Source organism: Geothrix sp. SG200, assembly GCF_022808935.1.
GTDB lineage: Bacteria > Acidobacteriota > Holophagae > Holophagales > Holophagaceae > Geothrix > Geothrix alkalitolerans.
Genome location: NZ_JAKZFR010000001.1, coordinates 478,614 through 501,381 on the forward strand (window position 1 = coordinate 478,614; position 22,768 = coordinate 501,381).

General features: G+C 69.6%; 21 protein-coding genes. 15 read left to right on the forward strand and 6 right to left on the reverse strand.

Going from position 1 to position 22,768, the window contains the following annotated elements; translation table 11 throughout:
• Positions 1 to 50 precede the first annotated feature (50 nt).
• From ML539_RS02160 to ML539_RS02200, 9 genes are all read left to right on the forward strand, one after another.
• A complete protein-coding gene (locus tag ML539_RS02160; RefSeq protein WP_243320229.1) occupies positions 51 to 1,505 on the forward strand; it encodes a sigma-54 dependent transcriptional regulator in 1,455 nt (484 codons plus the stop codon).
• A gap of 88 nt (positions 1,506 to 1,593) precedes the next feature.
• Positions 1,594 to 2,094 (forward strand): type II secretion system protein, encoded by a 501-nt coding sequence (locus tag ML539_RS02165; protein ID WP_243320231.1) that lies wholly within the window; start codon positions 1,594 to 1,596, stop codon positions 2,092 to 2,094.
• Complete coding sequence (locus tag ML539_RS02170) at positions 2,091 to 2,624, forward strand: YceD family protein (protein ID WP_243320233.1); 534 nt, start codon at positions 2,091 to 2,093, stop codon at positions 2,622 to 2,624. The genes ML539_RS02165 and ML539_RS02170 overlap by 4 nt, the downstream gene beginning before the upstream one ends.
• A gap of 44 nt (positions 2,625 to 2,668) precedes the next feature.
• Positions 2,669 to 2,854: a 50S ribosomal protein L32 gene (rpmF, locus tag ML539_RS02175; protein ID WP_243286464.1), complete on the forward strand. Its 186-nt coding sequence runs from the start codon at positions 2,669 to 2,671 to the stop codon at positions 2,852 to 2,854.
• A gap of 10 nt (positions 2,855 to 2,864) precedes the next feature.
• A complete protein-coding gene (gene plsX / locus ML539_RS02180) occupies positions 2,865 to 3,890 on the forward strand; it encodes a phosphate acyltransferase PlsX (RefSeq protein ID WP_243382674.1) in 1,026 nt (341 codons plus the stop codon).
• A 94-nt stretch (positions 3,891 to 3,984) separates the two neighbouring features.
• Positions 3,985 to 4,923 carry an ACP S-malonyltransferase gene (fabD, locus tag ML539_RS02185; protein WP_243320237.1) on the forward strand — a complete coding sequence of 313 codons (939 nt, stop codon included), beginning with the start codon at positions 3,985 to 3,987 and terminating at the stop codon, positions 4,921 to 4,923.
• A 158-nt stretch (positions 4,924 to 5,081) separates the two neighbouring features.
• A complete protein-coding gene (locus ML539_RS02190; protein ID WP_243320239.1) occupies positions 5,082 to 6,872 on the forward strand; it encodes a 2-oxoacid:acceptor oxidoreductase subunit alpha in 1,791 nt (596 codons plus the stop codon).
• An 8-nt stretch (positions 6,873 to 6,880) separates the two neighbouring features.
• Positions 6,881 to 7,756 carry a 2-oxoacid:ferredoxin oxidoreductase subunit beta gene (locus ML539_RS02195; RefSeq protein ID WP_243320241.1) on the forward strand — a complete coding sequence of 292 codons (876 nt, stop codon included), beginning with the start codon at positions 6,881 to 6,883 and terminating at the stop codon, positions 7,754 to 7,756.
• A gap of 11 nt (positions 7,757 to 7,767) precedes the next feature.
• A complete protein-coding gene (locus ML539_RS02200; protein WP_243320244.1) occupies positions 7,768 to 8,289 on the forward strand; it encodes a ferritin family protein in 522 nt (173 codons plus the stop codon).
• A gap of 82 nt (positions 8,290 to 8,371) precedes the next feature.
• On the opposite strand, the gene ML539_RS02205 is transcribed toward ML539_RS02200, so the two are convergent.
• Positions 8,372 to 9,034 carry a hypothetical protein gene (locus tag ML539_RS02205; protein ID WP_243320245.1) on the reverse strand — a complete coding sequence of 221 codons (663 nt, stop codon included), beginning with the start codon at positions 9,032 to 9,034 and terminating at the stop codon, positions 8,372 to 8,374.
• 41 nt (positions 9,035 to 9,075) lie between these two features.
• Between ML539_RS02205 and ML539_RS02210 the strand changes: the two genes are divergently transcribed.
• A complete protein-coding gene (locus ML539_RS02210) occupies positions 9,076 to 9,690 on the forward strand; it encodes a class I SAM-dependent methyltransferase (RefSeq protein WP_243320247.1) in 615 nt (204 codons plus the stop codon).
• 2 nt (positions 9,691 to 9,692) lie between these two features.
• On the opposite strand, the gene ML539_RS02215 is transcribed toward ML539_RS02210, so the two are convergent.
• The 4 genes from ML539_RS02215 to ML539_RS02230 form a co-directional block, all read right to left on the reverse strand.
• Entirely contained in the window at positions 9,693 to 11,255 is a 1,563-nt protein-coding gene (locus ML539_RS02215; RefSeq protein ID WP_243320249.1) for a DHA2 family efflux MFS transporter permease subunit, read from the reverse strand.
• Positions 11,256 to 11,389: 134 nt separating this feature from the next.
• Positions 11,390 to 12,502: an HlyD family secretion protein gene (locus ML539_RS02220; protein WP_243320251.1), complete on the reverse strand. Its 1,113-nt coding sequence runs from the start codon at positions 12,500 to 12,502 to the stop codon at positions 11,390 to 11,392.
• A gap of 11 nt (positions 12,503 to 12,513) precedes the next feature.
• Complete coding sequence (locus ML539_RS02225) at positions 12,514 to 13,878, reverse strand: TolC family protein (RefSeq protein ID WP_243320253.1); 1,365 nt, start codon at positions 13,876 to 13,878, stop codon at positions 12,514 to 12,516.
• Positions 13,879 to 13,916: 38 nt separating this feature from the next.
• Positions 13,917 to 14,399, reverse strand: coding sequence for a MarR family transcriptional regulator (locus ML539_RS02230; protein ID WP_243320255.1), 483 nt, complete (start codon positions 14,397 to 14,399; stop codon positions 13,917 to 13,919).
• A gap of 267 nt (positions 14,400 to 14,666) precedes the next feature.
• Between ML539_RS02230 and ML539_RS02235 the strand changes: the two genes are divergently transcribed.
• From ML539_RS02235 to ML539_RS15360, 5 genes are all read left to right on the forward strand, one after another.
• Positions 14,667 to 15,395: a nitroreductase family protein gene (locus ML539_RS02235; RefSeq protein ID WP_243320257.1), complete on the forward strand. Its 729-nt coding sequence runs from the start codon at positions 14,667 to 14,669 to the stop codon at positions 15,393 to 15,395.
• Between the two features lie 96 nt (positions 15,396 to 15,491).
• The gene (locus tag ML539_RS02240; RefSeq protein WP_243320259.1) at positions 15,492 to 16,529 is read left to right on the forward strand and encodes an alpha/beta fold hydrolase; all 1,038 of its coding nucleotides are present in this window, start codon (positions 15,492 to 15,494) and stop codon (positions 16,527 to 16,529) included.
• Between the two features lie 56 nt (positions 16,530 to 16,585).
• The gene (locus tag ML539_RS02245) at positions 16,586 to 17,053 is read left to right on the forward strand and encodes a hypothetical protein (RefSeq protein ID WP_243320261.1); all 468 of its coding nucleotides are present in this window, start codon (positions 16,586 to 16,588) and stop codon (positions 17,051 to 17,053) included.
• 52 nt (positions 17,054 to 17,105) lie between these two features.
• Positions 17,106 to 17,852, forward strand: a complete 747-nt coding sequence (fabG, locus tag ML539_RS02250) for a 3-oxoacyl-[acyl-carrier-protein] reductase (protein ID WP_243320262.1) — start codon at positions 17,106 to 17,108, stop codon at positions 17,850 to 17,852.
• Positions 17,853 to 17,859: 7 nt separating this feature from the next.
• Positions 17,860 to 19,803: a SpoIIE family protein phosphatase gene (locus ML539_RS15360; RefSeq protein WP_279341424.1), complete on the forward strand. Its 1,944-nt coding sequence runs from the start codon at positions 17,860 to 17,862 to the stop codon at positions 19,801 to 19,803.
• Between the two features lie 27 nt (positions 19,804 to 19,830).
• Here ML539_RS15360 and ML539_RS02260 read toward each other — a convergent pair whose 3' ends face one another.
• Positions 19,831 to 22,605 carry a serine/threonine-protein kinase gene (locus ML539_RS02260; RefSeq protein WP_243320264.1) on the reverse strand — a complete coding sequence of 925 codons (2,775 nt, stop codon included), beginning with the start codon at positions 22,603 to 22,605 and terminating at the stop codon, positions 19,831 to 19,833.
• Positions 22,606 to 22,768 lie beyond the last annotated feature (163 nt).

The following is a 22,768-nucleotide window of genomic DNA, read 5'->3' on the forward strand; positions in this document are numbered from 1 at the left end:
AGGGTTCAAGATAGGGTAACTGACCTAACGCGTCACTTCTCCAGGTTGCCATGTCCCTCGTCTCGACCCAACGGATCCTGCTGGTGGAGGACGAACCCGGCCTTCGGGAGGTGCTGACCCTGGCCCTGGAGGGGGCCGGCTTCAAGTGCGAGGCCGCTTCAGGCATCGAGGAGGGGCGGCAGGCCCTCCGGGAGACCACCTTCGACGGCGTGCTCTCGGACCTGAAGCTGAAGGACGGCTCCGGCATCGAGCTGCTCACCTGGATGAAGGAGCAGGGCCTGGAGACGCCGGTGGTGATCATGACCGCCTACGCCACCACGGAGACCACCGTGCAGGCCCTCAACCAAGGCGCCGTGGACTTCATCACCAAGCCCTTCAAGCACGAGGAGCTCATCGGAATGCTGAAGGGCCTGCTGGCTGCGGCGGAACCCGAGGCCCCGCTGCCGCAGGACCTGGGCGAGCTGGTGGGCGTGGGCCCGACCATGCGGAAGATCAACGCCCTCATCGGCAAGGTCTCGCGCGCCGACACGACGGTGCTGCTCACCGGTGAGAGCGGCACCGGCAAGGAAGTGGTGGCCCGGCTCATCCACCGCTATTCCGACCGGGCCAAGGGCCCCTTCATCCCCGTGAACTGCGGGGCCCTGCCCGAGGCTCTGCTGGAAAGCGAGCTGTTCGGCTTCGAGAAGGGGGCCTTCACCGGGGCCGGGGCCATGAAGCGTGGGCTCTTCGAGGAGGCCGGCGGCGGGATCCTTTTCTTGGACGAGATCGGCGAGATGCCGCTGCCCTTGCAGGTGAAGCTGCTGCGGGCCCTGCAGGAACGGCGGGTCCGCCGGCTGGGGGCCACGGAGGAGCGGCCCGTGGATGTGCGCGTCATCGCCGCCACCAACCGGGACCTGCGGGCCCGGGCCGAATCCGGCGCCTTCCGTGAGGATCTCTTCTACCGGCTGAACATCCTCCAGATCGAGCTGCCGCCCCTGCGGGAGCGCCTGGATGATCTGCCCATCCTCGCGGAGCATTTCATCCGCCGGTTCTGCCAGAAGCTGGGCAAGCCGCCCATGCAGCTCCACGCGGACACCATGGCCCAGCTCCTGGCCTACCGGTTCCCGGGCAACGTGCGGGAGCTGGAGAACCTCATGGAGCGCTGCGTGGCCCTCAACGCTGGCGGACCGATCACCCGGGACCTGCTGCCCGACGGCTTCGGCCAGGCTGGCGTCAGCGAAGGCGCGGGGCGCCCGGCTCCCCTGACCATCCCCCCGGAGGGCTTCGACCTGGAGGCCTGGATCAACGCCCTCAAGGGCCACTTCCTCAAGCGCGCCCTGGAAGAAGTCGGCGGGGTGAAGACCAAGGCGGGCAAGCGGCTGGGCATGAGTTTCCGGGCCTACCGCTACTGGTTGGCCGAACTCGGGGGCCTGGAGGCCCTGCCCCAGGACTTCCCCTGGCCCGAGGACTTCCCCCCCGTCCCCGTGGAGGAAGGCGGCGGAACCGAGGGCGGCAAGGACGCATGATGCTGATGGATCCTTGTTTTTTCAGCCATTTCTGGCACACTGTAACGCTCGGATGCACTGCAGACGAGCCCTCACCGCGGACCCTCCCATGACCCCGACCCACGCCCGCCGACGAGACCAGGGATTTTCCCTGCTGGAGCTCCTGGTGGCGATGATGATCATCGCCGTCCTGGGCACCCTCGGCTTCTCCCAGTACAAGAAGCACTCCGCCCAGGCCCGCTACCTCAAGGCCCAGGACGATCTCAAGATCGTGGCCGAGGGGCTCGACCAGTACTACCTCAAGCATGGCCGCTTCCCGGATTTCGGCAGCTTCGACGCCATGGTGGACGGCAACTCCTCGCTGGTGAAGGAGAGCCTCATCAAGGTGGGCATGGCCGCCCAGGATCCCTTTGGCCAGCCCTACGAGGGCAAGTCGAGCCGGGGCACGTACGAGCTGAAGTGCGCCGGCGACCCCGGCAACCAGGAGGACGCCGGCCCCATCGTCCGGACCCCCGGCCAGGTGACCGGTTCCTCACCCGTCAGCGGGGCGGGCAGCACGGCGGCGCCCAAGGCGGACGCTCCTGCCGCGGACGCTGGAGCCCCCAAGTGATCGATCTCCACAAGCTGCCCCTGGAGGGCCTCCGCCTGAACGGCACCACCGACGAGGTGGCCCTGGAGGGGGGCGTGTCCTTGCGGGATCTGGCCTGGTCGGTGTTCGCGCTGGCCTCGGACGGCGATGTCTTCCTGGAGGTGAAGGGCCAGGCGGTGTGGCAGGGGGCCTGCAGCCGCTGCCTTGTGCCCCTGGACCGGCCCATCTCCGTGGAGAGCCAGTTCCTGGGCAGCAAGGATCCCGACTTGGTGGGCCGCGGCTCCCATACCCTGGGCTCGCAAGATCTGGACGTGGTCTTCCTGCCGGAGGACACGCTGGACGAGACTGAGCTGGTGCGGGAGCAGTTCGAGCTCCAGGCCCCCATGCATCCCCTCTGCGCCGAGGACTGCAAGGGGCTCTGTCCCACCTGCGGCAAGAACTGGAACAAGGGCCCCTGCCAGTGCCCGACCGGATCCGCGCAGGCCCCCTCCGCCCTCAACCGGGCCCTCACGAAGGCGCTGGCGGGAATCAAGCTGGACCCGGAATCCTGAAACCCTTAACCTGGAACTTTGCGTTTTCCCCCTAGGAGCAAGCCATGCCGAATCCCAAGCGCCGCCATTCCAAGGCCCGCCGCGACCGCCGGCGCACCCACGACGCGCTGGAGGCCATGAGCGCCAGCACCTGCCCCAACTGCCAGACCCCCAAGCTGCCCCACCGCGTGTGCCCCAGCTGCGGCTTCTATCGCGGCAAGCTGGCCGTCCGCGTCGCCGAGAACGCCTAAGAGCCGTCCAGTGGACGGTCATCGCATCGCATTGGACGTCATGGGGGGCGACCACGCTCCCCATGCGACGCTGCTGGGCGCCCGGGAGGCCCTCCAGGCCTGGCCGGGACTCTTCCTTCTCCTCGTCGGGGATGAGGCGGTGCTCCGTCCGCAGCTGGCCCGCCACGGCTTCACGCCGGAGCTGCTGACCCGCGCGGAAGTGGTCCATGCCTCCCAGACCGTGGTCATGGAGGACAAGGCCACCAGCATCCTCAAGGAGAAGAAGGACAGCTCCATCCGTGTCGCCGCCCAGCTCGTCCGCGAGGGGCAGGCCCACGGCGTGGTGTCCATGGGCCACACCGGCGCCGCCATGGTGGCCTCCAGCCTCGTCATCGGCAAGCTCGAGGGCGTGGACCGGCCGGCCCTGGCCAGCGTCCTGCCCAACATGAAGGGAGCGCCCACGGTGCTCCTGGACGTGGGCGCCAACGTGGACTGCCGGGCGGAGCACATCGCCCAGTTCGCCGTGATGGGCTCGGTCTATGCCGAGGAAGTGCTCGGCCTCGAGCGGCCCCGCGTGGGCATCCTCAGCGTGGGCGAGGAGGACGGCAAGGGCACGGACGTGACCAAGGACGCCTCCGCCATGCTCCGCGAGATGGAGATCCGCTTCGAGGGCAACGCCGAAGGGCGGGACATCTGGAACGGCAATTTCGACGTCATCGCCTGTGACGGCTTCGTGGGCAATGTGGTCCTGAAGTCCAGCGAGGCCCTGGCCGAAGGCATCATCGGCGGCCTGCGGGACAGCTTCATGGAGTCGCCCATCACCAAGCTGGCGGGCCTTCTCGCGAAGCCCGCCATGAAGCGGTTCAAGCAGAAGCTCGACTATGCGGAGTACGGCGGCGCACCGCTGCTGGGCGTGAAGGGCGTGAGCATCATCGGCCACGGCCGCAGCGACCACAAGGCCGTGCGCAACGCCATCCGCGCCGCCCTGCGCGCCGCCGAGCACCGCCTCCACGAGCGCATCCAGGAGCGCGTGGCGCTGCTTCTCCCGCAGGACTGATCCTATCTGCCACGGATGAACACGGATAAACACGGATGTATCGTCATCTGAGTTCATCCGTGTTCATCTGTGGCGGACATTTCTTGAGGTTGTCATGAGCAAAGTGGCTTGGCTGTTTCCGGGGCAGGGGTCGCAGGCGGTGGGCATGGGCGTGGCGCTGGCGGAGGCCGAGCCGGCGGCGCGGGCCGTCCTCCAGGACGCGGACGCGGCCCTGGGCTTCCCGCTCTCGAAGCTCATGGCCGAGGGGCCCGAGGACACGCTGAAGCTGACGGAGCACACCCAGCCCGCCATCCTGACCCACAGCACCATGGTGGTGCGCGCCTGGGCCCATCGCCTGCCGAAGCCCGATTTCGCCGCGGGGCATTCCCTGGGCGAATACAGCGCTCTGGTGGCGCTGGGCGCCCTGGGCTTCCAGGATGCGGTCCGAACCGTGCGGGAGCGTGGCCGTGCCATGCAGGAGGCCGTGCCCGTGGGCATGGGCGCCATGGCGGCCATCCTTGGGATGAGCCAGGCGGATGTGGAGGCCAGCTGCGCCGAGGCCGCCGCCGCGACCGGGAAGATCGTGGTGCCCGCCAACTTCAACGGCCCCGGCCAGATCGTCATCGCCGGCCACGCCGAGGCCGTGGACGCGGCCCTGGAGGCCGCCAAGGCCCGGGGCGGGCGCAAGGCCATGAAGCTGCCCGTGAGCGCGCCTTTCCATTCGCCCCTGATGGAGCCCGCCCAGGCTCGCATGGAACCCATCCTGGAGGGCCTGGCTTTCAAGGCCCCCATCTGCCCCCTGGTGAACAACGTGGACGCAGCCGCGGTCTCAGAACCTGAGGCGCTGCGGACCGGGCTGGTGCGCCAGATCCCCGGCGCCGTGCGATGGCAGGCCACGCTGGACCTGCTGCTGGACCAGGGCGTCACCTCCTACGTCGAACTGGGCCCGGGCAAGGTCCTGGCGGGCCTGGTGAAGCGGCAGGCCAAGGAGCGGGGCATGGAGGTGACGGCGCTGAGCCTCGGCGCTCCCGAAGACCTCGCCCAGCTGGGCTGACACTGCAATGGCAGGGCCTTTCCGCCGGGAAGGTGTGATGAAAAGCAATGCCCCCCGGGGGTAGGGTGGATGGAACGACACTGCGTCTTCCAGTGGGCGGCGGCGGGCGGCGGAAAGTGGCCCGGTGCCGCGCACATCACCCTCAGTCCGAGGTGCCCATGCGCAAGGATCTTGTCTTCGGAATGGCCGGTTCAGGAGGCGATGGCATCGTCTCCGCCGGCGACTCCCTTCTCCAGGCTGCTTCGGCGGAGGGTTATCACGGCGTGATGACCAAGAGCTTCGGCTCCCAGATCCGCGGCGGCGAGTCCTCCTGCCGCGTCCGCATCAGCACGGACCCGGTCCTGAACCCCGGCGGCAACCTGGACGTGGCCGTGGCCCTGAACTGGGAGGACTTCCTCAAGTTCGGCGCCGAACTCCCCGTGGCGGGCTCCACCGTGGTGATCTACGAGGCCGCCACGGGCGTGCCCGAGAACCAGATTCCTCTGGTGGGCGTGACGCCTCTGCAGGTGATCGCGGTGCCCATCGCGGCCATGGCCAAGGAGACCGCGGGCACGGAGCGCGCGAAGAACACGGTGGTGCTGGGCCTCATCGCCGGCTGGTTCGGCATCGGCGGCGAAGCGGTGATGAAGGGCATCTCGAAGAAGCTGGCCAAGAAGAGCATGGAGCTCGTCGAAGCCAACCAGAAGGCCTTCGACGCGGGCGTGGCCTTCGCGAAGTCCCATCCGCTCAAGGCCGACATGACCGTCGTGCCTTCCTCGACCAAGGGCGCCGTGAAGCTCCTGACGGACGGCAACGACATGTGCGCCGCCGCCGCCCTCTTCGCCGGCTGCCAGTTCTTCGGCGGCTACCCGATCACGCCCTCCACCGAGATCATGCAGTTCTTCACCAACCACGTCTGGAAGTACGGCGGCGCCGTGCTGCAGGCCGAGGACGAGATCGCGGGCATCGGCGCGGCCGTGGGCGCCTCCTTCGCCGGCAAGAAGTCCATGACCGCCACCAGCGGCCCCGGCCTCTCCCTGAAGTCCGAGATGATGGGCCTTGCCAGCATCGCCGAGCTGCCCCTGGTGATCGTCGATGTGCAGCGCGGCGGCCCCTCCACGGGCCTGCCCACCAAGACCGAGCAGTCCGACCTCTTCGCGGCGGCCTTCTCCGCCCACGGCGACGTGATCCGCCCCGTGCTGGCCCCCACCTCCGTGGCGGACATGTTCCGCACCACCGTGGAGGCCTTCAACATCGCCGAGCACTACCAGACGCCGGTGATCATCCTCTCCGACCAGGAGATCGCCTCCCGCAAGGAGACGCTGGATCCCATCGACACCAGCACGTTCAAGATCATCAACCGCCTGGTCCCCGCCGGCGCGGACCTGCAGGACTACAAGCGGTTCAAGCAGACCGAGAACCACATCAGCCCCATCAGCCATCCGGGCATGCTGGGCGGTACCTACCTGGCCTCCGGCATCGAGCATGTGGAATCCGGCGCCCCCACGAACAGCGGCTCCGTCCACCAGCGCATGAACGACAAGCGCATCAAGAAGCTGGACCCCCTGAAGGAGCGCAAGGATCTCTTCGAGATCACGGGCAACCCCGACGCCCCGCTGGCCCTGGTGGCCTGGGGCAGCGTGGCCGGCGTCTGCCGCGAGGCGCTGCAGATGGCCCAGGCCGAGGGCCTGGACGTGAAGCTCATGGTGCCCTACCTGCTCTACCCCGTGGCCGAGCAGACCTACCGCGACTTCTTCGCCTCGGTGCAGAAGGGGCTCGTGGTCGAGCAGTCCCACCTGGCCCAGACGTTCAAGGTGCTGCGCATGCACCTCGACCTGCCCAAGGGCTTGCAGTCCCTGGCCCGCAGCGGCGCGAACCCCTTCCTGCCCGGCGAGATCGTCGCGGCCCTCCACCATCTCCTCTCGGAGCTGCAGCGCAGCCACGAGGGCAAGCTTCAGCCCCAGGAGTGAGGTCGATCATGAGCGCCACCTGCGAATTCCAAGCGAAGGACTACAAGAGCGACCTGAAGCCCATCTGGTGCCCCGGATGCGGCGACTACTCCGTGGTGCAGGGCATCTACCGGGCCCTGGCCGCCGTCGGCCGTCCGCCCCATGAGGTCGCCTTCATCTCGGGCATCGGCTGCTCAAGCCGCATCCCCGGCTACACCACGGCCTACGGCTTCAACACCGTGCACGGCCGCGCCCTCCCCATCGCCCAGGGCATCAAGCTGGCCAACCCCGACCTGCTGGTGCTGGCGGCCGGCGGCGACGGCGACGGCTTCTCCATCGGCGGCGGCCACATCGCCCACCTGATCCGCCGCAACATCGACATCACCTACATCGTGATGGACAACCAGATCTACGGCCTCACCAAGGGCCAGCTCTCGCCCACCTCCCAGAAGGGCCGCACCACCTGCACCTCGCCCTACGGGAGTCTCGAGAACCCCGTGAACCCGCTCCTCTACGTGCTGGCCTACGGCGCCGGCTTCGTGGCCCAGGCCTCGCCCACCGACCTGGCTGGCATGGCCGCCACCCTTGAGGAGGCCATCCGCTACCCGGGCTTCGCCTTCGTGAACGTCCAGTCCCCCTGCGTCACTTACGGCGAGGAGGCCCAGCAGATCAAGGGCCTCAAGGCCATCAGCGAGAATCTCTCCGCCATCGGCCACAACCCGGCGGACCGGCTCGCGGCCATGGACCTCGCCCAGCACTATGGCGAGAAGCTGCATCTGGGCGTGTTCTACAAGAACCCCGAGCCGCCGCCCACCTACGACGCCCTGATCCGCGAGCGTCAGGCCCAGCTGTCCCAGGGCGCCCTCCCCAAGGAGCGCATCCTGGATCTCTTCATCAAGAAGTGACGGGAGGCCCCATGGCCGCACGGATCGATTTCGCCAGTCTGAGCCTGATGGATGCCCTCGATCTGGCCGTCCTGATCGAGGACGAGGCCAAGGAGCGCTACGAGGAATTCGCGGCGCAGATGGACCAGCACCGGACGCCGGAGGCCGCCAGGTTCTTCCGCCTCATGGCGGTGAACGAGGCCAAGCACGGGCAGGAGCTGGCTGATCGCCGGAGCCAGCTGTTCGGCGGCGTGACGCCCACGGTCACCCGGGCCATGGTCTTCGAGGTGGAAGCCCCTGACTACGACCAAGCCCGCGCCTTCATGAGCCCGCGCCAGGCCATGAAGGCGGCCCTGGCCTCCGAGGTCAAGGCCCACGCTTTCTTCGTGGCGGCCCTCCCCGCCCTGAAGGATGCGAAGGTCCGCGCCCTCTTCGAGGAGCTCCGCGACGAGGAGGTTCAGCACCAGGCCCTCGTCAAGGCCGAGCTGGCCAAGCTGCCCCCGGACAGCGGCCTCTCCGACGACGACTTCGTGGACGAGCCTACGGCTCAGTAGCCCCCTTCGTTCAAGCCAGAGAGAGACCTCTTCACCACCAAGTCACCAAGAACGGCTCTTCTTGGTGTCTTGGTGGTGGTCCTTATTCCAGGCCTTCGGCAGGGCGGCGCCAGAGCTCTGTAAGCACGAAGCCCGCCGCGGCCAGGTACGCCGCCGCCAGCAGCCCCAGGGCCGCCCAGGGCGCCCAGGCGGTGCCGGGGTGGCCCTGGCGCATCCACCAGAGGGTGGCGTCGAACAGCACGGCCACCGCGCAGCCCCCCATGAGGAGGTGGCGGCCCGGCCAGGTCAGGCGCCGAAGGTACAGGATGGCCATGGCCAGGAACACCAGCGGGAAGGCGGTGAGATGGAGGCCCCGGGCGCCGATCGTGGCGTAGAGGCTCTCGGAGGTTTCTTCCAGGGCCAGGGGCCGCAGGTCCTCGTAGGTCGTGAGGCGTGGGTACTGGCCGCCGTCGCTGTGGCAGCTGGCGCAGTTGTTGGCGACGATGGCCTCCACGGGCGCAAAGCCTTCACGGGTGGCGCCCTCCTGCACCCAGGTCCGGAAGACTGCGATCTGCGCGGGGTTGGTGTTGGGCGCCATGACGCCCTCCAGCACCGTGATCAGGCGGGGCCGGGCCGGCGGGGCCGCCGCCGCCGGGCGCTCCTGCCGCGCGGCGAAGGCCAGGCCGCCCGCGAAGAAGGCCCCCAGGGCCAGGATCACGAAGGTGGCGAAGGCGCGTTCAGAGGAGGGCAGGGTTCGCAGGGACATGGGCCCATGGTAGGGCGGATACTGGTCGAAGAGGAGGTCCCGTGAGCGACTTCGATGTCAAGGCAGCGACCTGGGACCAGGACCCCATCAAGGTGGAGCGCGCCACTACCGTGGGACGGGCCATCGCCGGCAGCGTGGCCGTGGAGGGCCGCACCATCCTTGAGTACGGCTGCGGCACAGGACTGCTCGGCTTCGTCCTTCAGCCCCTCGCCGGCCATGTGACCCTGGCAGACACTTCCGCGGGAATGCTCGAGGTTCTCCGGGGGAAGGTCGCCGCCACGGGAGCCGCGAACATGACGCCCCTCCGGCTGGACCTGCTGGCGGATCCCCTGCCTGCCGGGCGCTTCGACCTGGTGTGCAGCCTGATGACCCTCCACCACATCCCCGATACCCCGGGCATCCTGGAGAAGTTCCATCAGGTGCTGGCGCCGGGCGGGTGGGTGGCCCTGTCGGACCTGGATGCGGAGGATGGATCCTTCCACGGAAAAGACGTGACGGATGTGCACCCCGGGTTCGACCGCACGGCCCTGGGGAGGCAGCTGGAGGCCGCGGGGTTCCGGGAGATCCGTTTCAGCACGGTCTTCGAGATTCCCCGGGAGACGGCCTCGGGCCCCCGCCGGTTCCCGGTGTTCCTGGCGCTGGGAAGGAAGGGCTGATCCTACTCCAGCGGCATGTCGCCAGTGGCGAGGCTCCGCCGCATGAGGAAGAGCAGGGGGAAGAGGCAGAAGCAAAGGATGCCCATGAACCAGAAGGTGTCCGCGAAGGCCATCATGGTGGACTGCTTCACCACGGTGCCGTAGGCGGCGCCCTGGGCCATGTGGGCGGCGTCGGCCGGCGACAGCCCCCCGCGCAGGACGCCCAGCTGGGTCGTGCGGTCCAGGAAGCCCTGGTAGGCCGGATTCCCGGGCGACAGGTGGCCGATGAGGTTCGCCTGATGCACCTGGGATCGGCGGGCCAGCATGGTGGTGGCCAGGGCGATGCCCGTGCTGCCGCCGATGTTGCGCACCAGGTTCATGAGGCCCGTGGCGTAGGCCGTCTTCTCGTGCGGGATGTGCTGGAAGGCCGAGACGTTGATGGGGATGAAGAGGAAGGCGAAGCCAAGGCTCTGCACCACGCGTGACCACATGGCCGTGCGGAAGTCCACCTGGAGGTTGAAGCCCGCCATCTGGATGAGGCCCAGACCGCAGGTGAAGAACCCGATGCCGATGAGCCAGCGGGTGTCCACCTTCTTCAGCAGCATGGCCACCACCGGCATCATCAGCATGATGGCCAGGCCGCCGGGGCTCAGCACCCAGCCGCTCAGCAGGGCCGTGTAGCCCAGCAGGGTCTGGAGGAAGATGGGCAGCAGGGCCAGGCTGCCGTAGAGCACGAAGCCCAGCACGAAGAGCATGAGGATGGACACAGCGAAGGTGCGGTCCTTCATCAGTCGGAAATCCACGATGGGCCGCGTCTTGCGCAGCTCGTAGAGGACGGCGAACACCAGGGCCACCGCGGCGATGATGGCGAAGAAGACGATGAAGTTCGAGGAGAACCAGTCCTTGCGCTGGCCCTCGTCCAGCACGATCTCCAGCGAAGCCAGGCCCAGGGTGAGGACGCCGATGCCGAAGTAGTCGAACTTCGCGCCCTCCTTGAGCGAGATGCGGTGGAAGGTCGGGGGGTCCTGCACCAGGGCGCTGGTGAGCGTGAAGGACAGGAACCCCACGGGGATGTTGATGAGGAAGATCCAGTGCCAGCTGAAGTTGTCGGTGATCCAGCCGCCCAGCACCGGCCCGATGATGGGCGCCAGCACCACGCCCATGCCGTAGACGGCCATGGCGGCGCCGCGCTTCTCGTGGGGGAAGGTCTCGACGAGGATGGCCTGGGAGATGGGCTGCAGGCCGCCGCCACCCAGCCCCTGGAGCACCCGGAAGAAGATCAGCCAGCCCAGTGAGGGCGCGATGCCGCAGAGCAGGGAGGCCACCGTGAAGATGCTCACGCACGTGAGGTAGAACCGCTTGCGGCCCATGAGGCTGGAGAAGTAGCCCCCCAGGGGCAGCACTACGGCGTTGGCCACCAGGTACGAGGTCAGCACCCAGGTGGTCTCCTCCACCGTGGCGGACAGGTTCCCCGCGATGTGCGGGAGCGCCACGTTCGCCACGCTGGTATCGAGGACCTCCATGAAGGTCGCGATCATCACCGTGAGGGCGATGATCCAGGGGTTGATGCGGCGGTGTCCGGTCATTCGGATCTACTCAACGAGGGTGAAGCATCAAGTCAAAGGGAGGAAGAAAACGCCAACCGCGGAGAACGCTGAGAATGCCGAGAACGCGGAGACATCAGGGCATTCCCCTGCGCTCTCTGCGGTGGGCTGACATGTCACTTCACGATCACCGTCGCCTCGACGTTCATGCCGGGGCGGAGGACGACCTTCTGGGCTTCGGACTCGTCGATGTGGATCTTCACGGGGATGCGCTGGACCACCTTCACGAAGTTGCCCACGGCGTTCTCGGGGGGCAGCAGGCTCATGCGCGAGCCGGTGGAGCCGGCGATGGAATCCACGTGGCCCTTGAGCACCGCGCCGTTCATGTCCACCTTGATCTCGGCCTCCTGGCCGGGCTTCATCTTCGCGAGCTGGGTCTCCTTGAAGTTGGCCGTCACCCAGGTCTGGTGCAGGGGGATCAGGGTCATCAGGCCCTGGCCCGGCTGGATGGTCTGCCCGGCCTCCACGAACTTGCGGGTCACGACGCCGTCCACTGGCGCCAGGATCTTCGTGTACCCGAGCTGCAGTTCCAGTCCCTCCTGGCTGGCGCGGGCCTGCTCCACCTGGGCCTGGGCCGACGCCAGGCGGGCCTCGGCGGCGCCCACGGCCACGCGGCGGATGTCCGCCTCGCGCTGCAGGGAGCCCAGCTTCTGCTGGGCGGCGCGCCAGTCGCCGTCGGCCACCTCGGCCTGGGTGCGGATGCCGTCGAACTGCTGGGCGGAGATCTCCTCGCGTTCCGCCAGGGGCTTCATGCGCTGGACGTCCATCTTCGCCTTGTCGAGGCTGGCCTTCTTGGAATCCAGGTTGGCCTTGGCCGTCTCCAGGTCCGAGCCCTTGGCCTGCTGGAAGGCCACCTGGGCTCGCTCCAGATCGGCCCTGGCGCCTTCGACCTGGGCCTTGGCCTGGGCCAGGGCCGCCTTGGCCTGGTCGAGCCGGGCCTGGATGTCACGGGGGTCCACGGCCACCAGGGGGTCGCCGGCCTTCACGGCCTGGTTGTCCTCCACCAGCACCTTGTCCACGGTGCCGTAGACCCGGCAGGAGACGGGCACGAGATGGCCGTCCACCTGGGCGTCGTCGGTGCTCACACGGTTGCGGGAGTAGAGCCACAAGCCGCCGCCGAGGAGGAGGGCGATGGGGGTGCCGATGAGGAGGGCCCGCATGGCCCTGGAGATGCCGGCGGCTGCGGCGCCGCTGGGGGTGTCCGTCACGGGGGTAGCATCTTGGTTCATGGGTGTCTCCATCAGCGGGCGAAGGTCTGCTCAAGCTGGCCGGTGGCGCGGGCCAGGTCCACGCGGGACTGGTTGAGGCGGTAGAGGGCGTTGATCTGGTTGTCGTTCGCGCGGGCCAGCTCGTCCTGGGCGTTGATCACTTCGATGTTGTTGCTCACGCCGGCTTCGAACCGGTGCCGGGCCTGGGTGAGGACCTCGGTGGACAGGCTCACGGCGAGGTTGGCGACCTCCACCTCGTGGGTCGCGGCCTCCAGCTCGGCCTGCGCCACCTGGACCTCGTAGCCCACCTGGGCGCGCACCTCGCGGCGGGCCTCCTGCACGCGGGCCTGCTCGGACTTGGCGCGGGACACATGGGAGGACACCAGGCCGCCCGTGAAGAGCGGCACTCGGAGCCCCAGCGAGATCTGGTAGGTGCGGGCCCAGGACTCCGACTGGAGGCCCGTGGTCCCGTAGGTCCCGCTGGCGACGAGGGTGGGCAGGCGCAGGCCCTGGGCGGCCTGGCGCAGGTTCTCGGCGGCTTTCTCGCGGGCATCGAGGGCCGCGAGCTCCGGGCGCTGGGCCAGGCCGGCCTGGTAGGCCGCCTCGAAGCCGCCCGCGGGCAGGGCGGGCGCCGAGAGGGTGTCGGCCAGCTCGATGCGGGTTCCGGGTTTCAGGTCCAGCAGCCGGCCCAGGCCGGCCAGGGCGGTGGTGCGCTGGGTCTGGGCCTGGATGAGGCGCTGGCGCTCGGTTTGCAATTGCACCTGGGACCGCAGCGTGTCGAGCTTGGTGCCCACCCCCTGCTTCTGCTGGTTCTCGGCCAGCTTGGCCAGGGCTTCCGCCAGCTCCACGCGGGATTCCCCCGCCTTCACCGAGGCGGCGGCGCGGAGCGCGTGCAGGTACTGGCCCACCACCAGCGCGGCGATCTCCTCACGCACGGCGCGGCCCTGGGCGCGGGCTGCGTCCTCCGCGTGGCGGGAAGCCCGCCACTTCTTCCAGAGGCTGAGGTCGAACAGGGAGACCTGGGCCTCCACGCCCACCTGACCCCAGTTGAAGGGGCCCACCACTTCGGGCCCGCCGGGCTGCGGAATGCCCATCAGGGCGTCCAGGTTGTACTTGTTGCGCTGGCCGAAGGCCTGGGCGCTCACCTGGGGCATGAGGGCCGCGGCGGCCGCCCGGCGGTCATCTCCGCTCTCGGCGATGGCCAGGAGTGACTGCTGCAGCCGCGGGTTCTGCTCGAGGGCGGTCTTGAGGGCCTGGGCCAGCGTGAGCTGCACAGTGGGGTAGGGGGTGGCGGCGACGGGGGGAGGGGGAACCTGGGCCCAGGCGGTTCCTGCGGTCAGCAGGGCGAGCGAGAGCGCTTGGCCCCGGCCGAGGGCCCGGGAGCTGGTGGGGGACATGCAAACCTCCATCTGTCTCGAAACATCACGTGGGTCGGTCATGAAGGCAGCTCGCTGTTGGCCCGGATCCGGTTCAGGAAACCCTTGAGCTGGTCCAGCTCGTCCCGGGAGAAGCCCTTCAGGTGCGCGTTCAGCACCTTGATGGCCACGGGCGGGAGGTGGGGCAGCAGGTCCCGGCCCGCTTCCGTCAGCTCAAGGAGGGTGATGCGCCGGTCCTTGCTGCTGGGAACCCGGCGGATGAGGCCCTTCTCCTCCAGGCGGTCCAGCATGCGGGTCATGGAGCCGGTGTCGCAGTGGCCGAAGCGGCAGAGCTCGGCGGCCGTGGACGCGCAGCCCCGGGCGATGCGCATGAGGATGACCCACTGGGCCCCGGTGATGCCCATGCCCTGGCTGGCCATCTCCTCGTCGAAGCCGGCCAGGATGCGCCGGGAGACGTCCGCGATCAGGCGCCCCAGGCTTTCTTCGGGCTGGTAGTTCTCGGGGGTGTACAGCGGCTCGGTCTTTTCGGGTTCGACAGGCATGGCGACATCCTGATTGAGTGCCTAAGCAATTACTGCCAGAGCAGCAATCTTGGGAACCTCAAGGGCTTCCGTCAACTGCCGAGGCCGCCCATGGGCCTCTCAAAGATGGCGGTACGGTTTGGAAACCTATGTCTTTGTGTCTTGTTATCAATTGTGTGATGGTTGAAAACAGGCTCAAAAAAATAACGAAACCTGATTATCGGCCGAACTCAGCCAAAAAGAGGAACGCAGAGGAGAGGACAATGGGGGCCTCCGCAGGAGGTCGCCATGGTTCGCGCACCCTTGCTCAAACGGATCCTGCCTGCCGCCCTGCCTGCCGCCTTGGCCGGCGCCCTGGTTGGCCCCCTGCTCGGCGGCGGCCCCCTCATCCCTCAGGCCCCACCTTCGCCGAGTCCCGGTGGGCTCCTGGCGCTGCCCCCGCCCGCGGCCGGCACCGTCCCGCTGGACGCCGCCCTGCGGGAACGACGCACTACGCGCGCGCTGGCGGGCCCGGCCCTCTCCCTGGTGGAGGCCTCCCAGCTGGCCTGGAGCGCCCAGGGCGAAAACCGCCCGGGCCGGCGCACGGTGCCGAGCGCCCATGCGAGCTATCCGCTGGGCCTCTACCTCGTGACTGAGGGAAGCCCCACCCTGGGAGCCGGCACCTACCGCTATCAGCCGGGCGCGCATGGGCTCAAGAGCTCAGGGCCCAGGGGCGTGGCCGCCCTGCTCGGCCCCATCCGCGCGATGCAGCCCTGGATCGTCAAGGCGCCCGCGGTCTTCGTGGTCACCGGAAGGCCCCTGAAGATCTCCTCGCGCGAGCCGGCGCCCAGGATGGACTACACCTTCTGGGAGGCGGGCGCGGCGTCCCAGGCCCTGCTGCTGCAGGCCGCGGCCCTCGGCCTCGGGGCCGGCGTGGCTTCCGGGGTGGACCTGGCCTCGGTGGGCGCGGCCCTGGGCCTGGACCCGGAGGAGAAGGTGCTCGTCCTGCTGCCGGTGGGGCGCCCGAAGGGGAAGTGATCCGCGGCGAACCTTCGACCGCGCCGGCCCACTGAAGGGAAAGATCCACGCTTCGTCTACCCTGGACGAAGGGACGCCCGCGACCCTGGAGACCTCATGAACCCTGCCTGGCCCTGCCTTCCCCTCACGGCGCTCGCGGCGTTCTCCCAGGCGGTCCCGGCTCCCGCGCCGAAGTCCGTTCCAGCGCCCGTCCCAGCGCCCGTCCAGGCCACGGCGGATCGCGAGATCACCTTCCCCGGCTTCAACGCCTTCCCCTTGAAAGGCAGCGTCAGGGCCGGTGGAGCGCACCGCTACTTCGCGGTGATGGTGGCCGGCTCCGGGCCCACGGACCGCGACTGGTCCAATCCCCTGATTCCCGTGCCCAGCCACGGCGGACGCGACCTCGCGGCCTGGCTGCAGGGGCAGGGCATCGGCTCCCTGCGCTACGACAAGCGGTTCATCGGCTCGAAGGATCCGAAGCTCGACATCTCCCTGGACGCCCAGGTGGGGGACCTCAGGGCCGCCCTGCAGGCCGCCCGCGCGCTCCCGGAAGCGAGGGGGAAGAAGCTGCTGCTGGTGGGCCACAGCGAAGGGGCGCTGCTGGCCCTGCTGACGGGCGGGGAGGCGGACGCCGCCCTGCTGCTGGCCATGCCCGGCTTCAGCATGGGCCGCGTGATCCTGGCCCAGGTGAAAGCGCAGCTGGACGCCGCCGGGGCACCCGCGGAGGTGACCCTCGCCAACCTTGGCTTCCTGGAGGCGGCGGAGGCCTCGATCCGCCAGGACAAGCCCCTGCCCGAGGCGGGTCCCCAGGTCGCGCCCGGCGTCCTGCGCCTGGCCCGGGTGCTGGCCCAGCCGGAAAGCAGGGGCTTCGTCCGCGACACCCTTGACCTGGATCCCTGGGCGCTGGCCCAGCGCCTGCCCGTGCCCTGCGCCGTGGCCTGGGGTGACCGCGACGTGCAGACCTGGCGGCCCGATGCGGTGCCGCCGGGCTTCAAGGGCACAGTCATCGAGCTGCCCGAGGCGAACCACCTGCTGAAGCGTGAGACCCGCCCCCGCGTCTCGCTCGATGGCCGGTCGGCTGCGTCCGCCTACGGCGACGGTACGCCCCTGGCGGACCTGGGGCCGGTGGCCCGCTGGCTGGAAGGGCTGAAATAGTCTTGGAACGGAGCCGGAAGTCGCCTCATCATAGGAAAAGATCTTCGAGGTTCACCATGTTTCCTATCCGGCTCCTTCCGCTGGTGATCGTCCTGTCCGCAGCCCGGGCCGCCTATGCCACCGAGTCGTGGGACGCCGCCGCATCGCGCCTCCAGGCCCATGTGGACGCCCGGCAGGGCCAGGGCGCCGTGGTGCAGGTCGAGCGGCTGGATGCCCAGACGGTGCGCGTCCGCCTCAAGACCCTCTGGCCCCGGTTCATGCGCGCCAGCCTCCAGGGCGCGGGGGGCCGGCCGGGCCACCGCCTGTGCCAGATGGAGGGCCGGGCCGGCGAGACGCTCGAGGGCACCGCGCGGATCGAGCCCGGTACCACCCGCCTGGAGGTGCGCCTCCATGGCTCCGACTTCAACCCCAAGATCATGCTGAGGCTCCCGGAGACGGGCCAGAGCGAGGTGGGGGTGGTGCTCGTGGCGGCCAGCCCCGAGGCCAACACCGGGGCCAACACTGGGGCCAGCCCGGAGGCCTGAACGTCCGGGATGCCGCGCGGCTAGACTGGACCTTCATCCGTTCGGAGGTCCCATGTTCAGCCTTCAGGGCAAGGTCGCCCTCGTCACCGGTGCCAGCCAGGGCATCGGCGAAGCCATCGCGAAGCGCCTCGCCGCCCAGGGCGCCACGGTGGTGTGCGCGGCGCGCACGCTGAGGAAGCTCCAGGAAGTGGCGGATGCCATCACCGCCGCGGGCGGCAAGGCCGATGTGGTGGTGGCGGACCTCTCGGACGGCGCCTCCGTGCGCGCGGCGGTTGCCACGACGGTGGAGCGCCACGGCGCCATCCACATCCTGGTGAACAACGCCGGCATCACCCGCGACAAGCTGCTCATCCAGATGAAGGAGGAGGACTGGGACGCGGTGATCGACACCAACCTCAAGGGCGCGTGGACGGCCATCCAGGCCGCCACCAAGCCCATGATGAAGCAGCGCTGGGGCCGCATCATCAACATCGCCTCCGTGGTGGGCCAAATGGGCAACCCCGGCCAGGCGAACTACGTGGCCGCCAAGGCGGGCCTCATCGGCCTCACCAAGTCCGTGGCGCGGGAGCTGGCCAGCCGCAACGTGACGGCCAACGCCGTGACGCCCGGCTACATCGAGACCGCCATGACCGCGGGCCTGCCCGACGAGGTGAAGGCCGAGTTCACCAAGCAGATCCCCCTGGGACGCATGGGCACCGCCGACGACATCGCCGCTTCCGTGGCCTTCCTCGCCAGCGACGAGGCGGGCTACATCACGGGCCAGGTGCTCAGCGTCAACGGCGGCATGCTGATGGCCTGAGCCGACCATGCTCCAACGCGCGAAGGACCTGATCCGCCGCGGCTGGGCCGCCTTCCGATTCCGCCGCCACTGGCCCTGGGTGCTGGTGGTCCTCGGCCTGCCCCTGGCCCTGAAGCCCGTGGACTCGGGCTGCGCGGCCTTCCTGGCCTGGATCGGAGGCCTGGTCCTGCTGGGCCGGGCCCTGCGCTGGATCTGGGACCGGCTGCTGTTCCGGGTGTCCCGGCGGCTCTGGGTGATCCTCGCCCTCATGTCCGTGCTCCCCGTGGTGGCCATGGCCGTGATGCTCATGGCCCTCGGCTGGCTGGGGCTCGGCGCGCAGGTGAGCCGCTCCACCCAGCAGACCCTGGCGGCCTGGGAGGAGGCCCTGCGGACCGCCAACGGCGAGGCCTCCGACGCGGCGGCTCTCCAGGCGCTCCGCACCTACGGCGGAGCCTGGGTGGAGCACGCACGCCAGCTGCCCGAGGGTGTGGATGCGTCCTTCGTGGGCATGGTCTGGGCGGACAGCCATGATGTGCGAGATGGCGTGAGTGCCGAGGCGGGCCGGAAGGACACCTACCTCCGGGCGGTGCGCAAGGAGGCCGGCGGCTACCGCATCCTGTCGCTCAACCTGGGCGTGCTGGGCGACCGGGCCCAGGCCCTGGCCGGGGGCCAGGTGGTGTTCCAGCTCACGCCCCGGAAGGAAGGCCGGGCGCGCGACGAGAAGCTGCAGATCAAGGCCGGCGGGCGGCGGAGGGATGCGGAGGCGCCCATCCTCGTGGGCCAGCGGGAGGCCCTTGCGAGCTGGGTCAAGGGCCAAGCGCTCCAGGGTTCCGGGCTGTTCGCCCCGTTCAACCTGCCGCCCCTGGCCTTCCCCATCGTGGACTGGACCTCGGGCCGGTCCATGGTGTTGACGGCCACGCCGGAGACCAACCTCTACGCCCTGTTCGCCGGCTTCCGCTCCGGCGACCGCCAGGCGCTGTCCGAGGGCACCGTGAAGGCCATCGTCGTGGTCTCCCTGGTGCTGCTGGCCCTGCTCATGGCCCAGGCGGTGGCGGCGATCCTCGGGCTGGTGCTGGCCTGGTCCCTGGGCCGGGCGGTGAACGACCTGCATGGCGGCGTGAAGCGCCTCAGCCTCGGGGACTTCTCCACCCGCATCCGCCCCCGGGGCCGCGACCAGGTGGCCCAGCTCTCCTCGGCCTTCAACGAGATGGCGGGCCGTCTCCAGGCCGCCGCCACCGAGCGGGACGAGCGCCTGCGCATGGAGGAGGAGCTGCGCGTGGCCCGCGAGGTCCAGATGCGGCTGCTGCCGGACCTGGAAGCCCTGCGGATGCCGTCGGTGCGGGCCGCCATCCTGCCCGCCCTCGAGGTGGCCGGGGACTACTACGACCTGTTTCCCCTGCCGGACGGCAGCCTGGCCTTCCTCATCCTGGACGTGAGCGGCAAGGGCACCAGCGCCGCCTTCTACGCGGCCGAGACGAAGGGTGTGCTGTCCGCCCTGGACAAGCAGGCCCTGGGGCCGCTGGAGGTGGCCGACCGCCTGAACGCCATCTGGTGCCAGGGCCACGACCGCCGCCTCTTCCTCACCCTGGCCTACGGCACCTTCCACCCCCGCACGGGCCAGTACCGATTCGTGCGGGCGGGCCATCCCCCGGCTTTCCTGCGCGGCGCGGACGGCCGCGTGGCGCGCCTCCACCCCCGGGGCCTGGGCGTGGGCCTCAGCGCCACCCGGTTCAAGGCCTCGCTGGAACTGTGCGAAGGCATCCTGGAGCCCGGCGACAGCCTGATCTTCTACACGGACGGCCTGTCGGAGGCCCAGGCCCTGGACGCCTCCTTCTACGGCGAGGACCGCCTGGAAGCCCTGCTGGCCGGCCCATCCGAAGACCTGCAAGCCACCATCCTGGCGGACGTGATGGCCTTCACCCAGGGCCGGCCCCTGGCGGACGACCTGACGCTGCTGATCCTCAAGCGCTGATCAGCCTCAAATACGGATCAGAACGATTCAGCCCTGGGCCGCCGCCTTCAGCTCCCGCACGATCTCCGGGGCCTGGATGCGGGCCCCGCTGAGGGCCTTCGCGAACAGCAGCTTCGCCTCGTCCAGCCGGCCCTCGGCGCGGGCCAGCCAGGCCTGGGCCCGGAGGATGTAGGGCGTCTCCTCGGTGGAAAGGCCGCGGCTCCGGTCCAGCAGGGCCCGGGCCATGCCGCGCCGGCCCTCGCGGGCCATGCATTCCGCCTCCGCCGCCAGGCAGTGCGTCTCCATCAGCGTGTCCGCCAGCTCCTCATGGAGGGCCAGGGACTGCCGGTAGAACGTGCGCGCTGCGTCGTAGCGCCCGGCATCGCGGTTGATCTCGCCCAGGTTGTAGAGGGCGGTGGCCTCCATCGGCTTGAGCTGGGTCTTCCGGGCCTGCTCGAGGCACTGGCGCTCCAGGATCTCCGCATGGTCCAGGTCGCCCCGCGCCTGGGCCACGCTGGCCAGGCCCATGAGGGAGTAAACCAGGCCGTTGTCGTCGCCGATGGATTGGCGCAGCGCCTGCGCCTTGCGGAAGAAGGCCTCCGCACGGTCCAGGCCGCCCTCCTGGGCGAGGGCCAGGTCGCCCAGGTTGTTGGTGATGAAGGACTCGCCCCAGCGGTCGCCGTAGGCCTGCACGGTCTGGAGGGCGCTCTGGTAGCGAGCCTCCGCCTCCTTCAGGTGGCCGCGCTCCTTCTCGATCACCGCCAGGTTGTTGAGCGACCGGGTGGCGTTCAGCTTGTCGCCCAGACGCTGGTACGTGGCCAGGGCCTGCTGGTATTCCGCCTCCGCCTCGGCGGCCTTGTGCTGGCGCTGGAAGTTCACGCCGAGGGTGGCGTGGATCCCCGCCTCGAAGGCCGCCTCGCCGAGGGCCTGGGCCAGCTCCAGGGCCTCCCGGCCAACGCGGTCCGAGGCTTCCCACTGGCCCCGGTCCCCGTGCCGCACGGACAAGTAGTGGAGGGCCTTCATCTCGCTGATCCGGTCGCCCTGCGCATGGGCGGACCACCGCGCCCAGTGGAAGACAGGCTCGGGGGGCGCGTCCGCCAGGCGGCTGAGGCAGCGGGCGTAGCCGAGGATGGCCGGGGCGAAGTCGGGGGCCTTCAGCGCGGCGATTTGGAAGGCGGGGGCGGCTTCCTTGAAGTCGCCGCGGTCCATGAGCTCTGCGCCGCGAACGTAGGCATCCATGGCTTCCGGCGCCACGGTCAGCATCGCCTTCGGTTCGGAGGCCAGGGGATCCACGGCCTTGACCAGCGCCGCCGCCACCTTGCGGGCCAGGGGCTGGGACACGGCCGAGCGATCGCTGGCCTCGCGGATTTCCCCGGCGTGGCGGACTTGGCCGGCGGCGTCCCGGAGTTCATAGGCCAGCACCACCGAGCCTCCGCCGCCCGGCGAGAGGGTGCCCTGGAGCACCAGCTGGGCGCCCAGCGCGGAGATCAGGGAGGCCTGGGCCTCCGGCGCGAGGGGCCCGTGCGCCGGCAAGCGCAGAGCGGCCCGGCCCCGGGCCAGCGTGTCCGCGTCCACGGGGGCCAGCTTGGTGCGGACCCCCAGGGAGGTCTCGATCATCTGGGGCAGCACGAGCTGGGTCATGGAATCCAGCCGGGGATCTCCGGTGGCGTTGGCGAAGGGCAGGACCGCGAGGCGGGCCGGGCGTTCCCGGGTCAGGTCCGCGATGATCCCGCGGGAGGTGAACCAGTTGGCGCCCGCCGCCAGCGCCAGAGCGCCGAGGGCCGAGGCGCCGGCCCAACGCAGAGCGCTGCGGGGGCGGAGCAGGTCGTCGAGGCGCCGGCCGACCTGGGCCGCGGTGGGGCGCTTGAAGGGGTGCGCGTCGAGCATGGACAGCAGCAGCACCGAGGTTCCCGAGGGCAGGCCCCGGACCTTCAACTCCTTGTGGTTGCCCCGCACGATGGCCACCATCCGCGCCCGGCCTTCGCCGGGGAAGGGATGCTCGCCGGCCAGCAGCTCCCAGGCGAGGATGCCGAGGGAGAACAAATCGCTGGAAGAGCCCGCCGCCTGGCCCTGGATCTGCTCCGGGGAGGCATAGCTCGGGCTGCCCATGAACGCGCCCGCCTGAGTGAGCCGGTCCCAGGAGGGGCTCCCGGCCTCGTCGCCGCCCGGCCCGTCCTTCGCCCGGCGCGCGTCCTCCGCGGCCCTTTCTGCGGCCCTTTCTGCGGCTTTGAGCGTCACCAGCGAGGGCACGCCCTGGGGCGTGGTGCGAGCCTCTCCCGAACCGGCGGGGTCGGCCAACCTGGCCAGGCCGAAGTCGAGCACCTTCACCTGGAGCTTCCGGCTGCCGGGGGCCTGGGCCACCATGATGTTCCTGGGCGTCAGGTCCCGGTGGATCAGCCCCTTCGCGTGGGCGGCCTCCAGGGCGTGGGCCACGGCGCTGATCACCTGCAGCTTCTCGCGGGTGGTCAGCTCCGGCCCGGCCTGGTCCAGCGTCCGCCCTTCGATGAGCTCCATGGCGATGTACGTGCCGCTGGGGTTCTCCACCCAGTCATGCACCTGGCAGACGTTGGGGTGGTTGAGCTGCGCCAGCGCCAGGGCTTCGCGACGGAAGCGCTCCGGCGCCGTGGCTTCGCGTTCCTGCCCCGAGCGGAGGGCCTTGAGCGCCACGCTGCGCTCCAGGGTGGGGTCCCAGGCCTGGTAGACCTCGCCCATGCCACCCGTGCCCAGCAGGGCCTCCACCCGGAAGCGGCCCACCTGAGTCCCGGCGTCGAGGATCCGCCTCTTGGAAGAGGGTGCGGACTCGGCATCGATTTCATTGGACATTTGAGCACCGGCTAATTTTTTTTACGTTATCACGCGACGCGGTCCAGGGCGCATAAACGTGGCCTCCATTTACCGGCCTATCGGCGCCTCAGCCTGACGAACGGCTTCAAAAGCCTCCACGAAGGACACGAAGGACGCTCCTTGAGCGCGGGAATCGCACGGA

Coding starts and splice junctions, on each gene's coding strand:
- fabG (WP_243320262.1), top strand. CDS start 17,106: ATGTTCAGCCTTCAGGGCAAGGTCGCCCTCGTCACCGGTGCCAGCCAG.
- ML539_RS02205 (WP_243320245.1), bottom strand. CDS start 9,034: ATGTCCCTGCGAACCCTGCCCTCCTCTGAACGCGCCTTCGCCACCTTC.
- ML539_RS02215 (WP_243320249.1), bottom strand. CDS start 11,255: ATGACCGGACACCGCCGCATCAACCCCTGGATCATCGCCCTCACGGTG.
- ML539_RS02235 (WP_243320257.1), top strand. CDS start 14,667: ATGGTTCGCGCACCCTTGCTCAAACGGATCCTGCCTGCCGCCCTGCCT.
- rpmF (WP_243286464.1), top strand. CDS start 2,669: ATGCCGAATCCCAAGCGCCGCCATTCCAAGGCCCGCCGCGACCGCCGG.
- ML539_RS02245 (WP_243320261.1), top strand. CDS start 16,586: ATGTTTCCTATCCGGCTCCTTCCGCTGGTGATCGTCCTGTCCGCAGCC.
- ML539_RS02240 (WP_243320259.1), top strand. CDS start 15,492: ATGAACCCTGCCTGGCCCTGCCTTCCCCTCACGGCGCTCGCGGCGTTC.
- ML539_RS02190 (WP_243320239.1), top strand. CDS start 5,082: ATGCGCAAGGATCTTGTCTTCGGAATGGCCGGTTCAGGAGGCGATGGC.
- fabD (WP_243320237.1), top strand. CDS start 3,985: ATGAGCAAAGTGGCTTGGCTGTTTCCGGGGCAGGGGTCGCAGGCGGTG.
- ML539_RS15360 (WP_279341424.1), top strand. CDS start 17,860: ATGCTCCAACGCGCGAAGGACCTGATCCGCCGCGGCTGGGCCGCCTTC.
- ML539_RS02230 (WP_243320255.1), bottom strand. CDS start 14,399: ATGCCTGTCGAACCCGAAAAGACCGAGCCGCTGTACACCCCCGAGAAC.
- ML539_RS02225 (WP_243320253.1), bottom strand. CDS start 13,878: ATGTCCCCCACCAGCTCCCGGGCCCTCGGCCGGGGCCAAGCGCTCTCG.
- ML539_RS02220 (WP_243320251.1), bottom strand. CDS start 12,502: ATGAACCAAGATGCTACCCCCGTGACGGACACCCCCAGCGGCGCCGCA.
- ML539_RS02165 (WP_243320231.1), top strand. CDS start 1,594: ATGACCCCGACCCACGCCCGCCGACGAGACCAGGGATTTTCCCTGCTG.
- ML539_RS02260 (WP_243320264.1), bottom strand. CDS start 22,605: ATGTCCAATGAAATCGATGCCGAGTCCGCACCCTCTTCCAAGAGGCGG.
- ML539_RS02195 (WP_243320241.1), top strand. CDS start 6,881: ATGAGCGCCACCTGCGAATTCCAAGCGAAGGACTACAAGAGCGACCTG.
- ML539_RS02160 (WP_243320229.1), top strand. CDS start 51: ATGTCCCTCGTCTCGACCCAACGGATCCTGCTGGTGGAGGACGAACCC.
- ML539_RS02200 (WP_243320244.1), top strand. CDS start 7,768: ATGGCCGCACGGATCGATTTCGCCAGTCTGAGCCTGATGGATGCCCTC.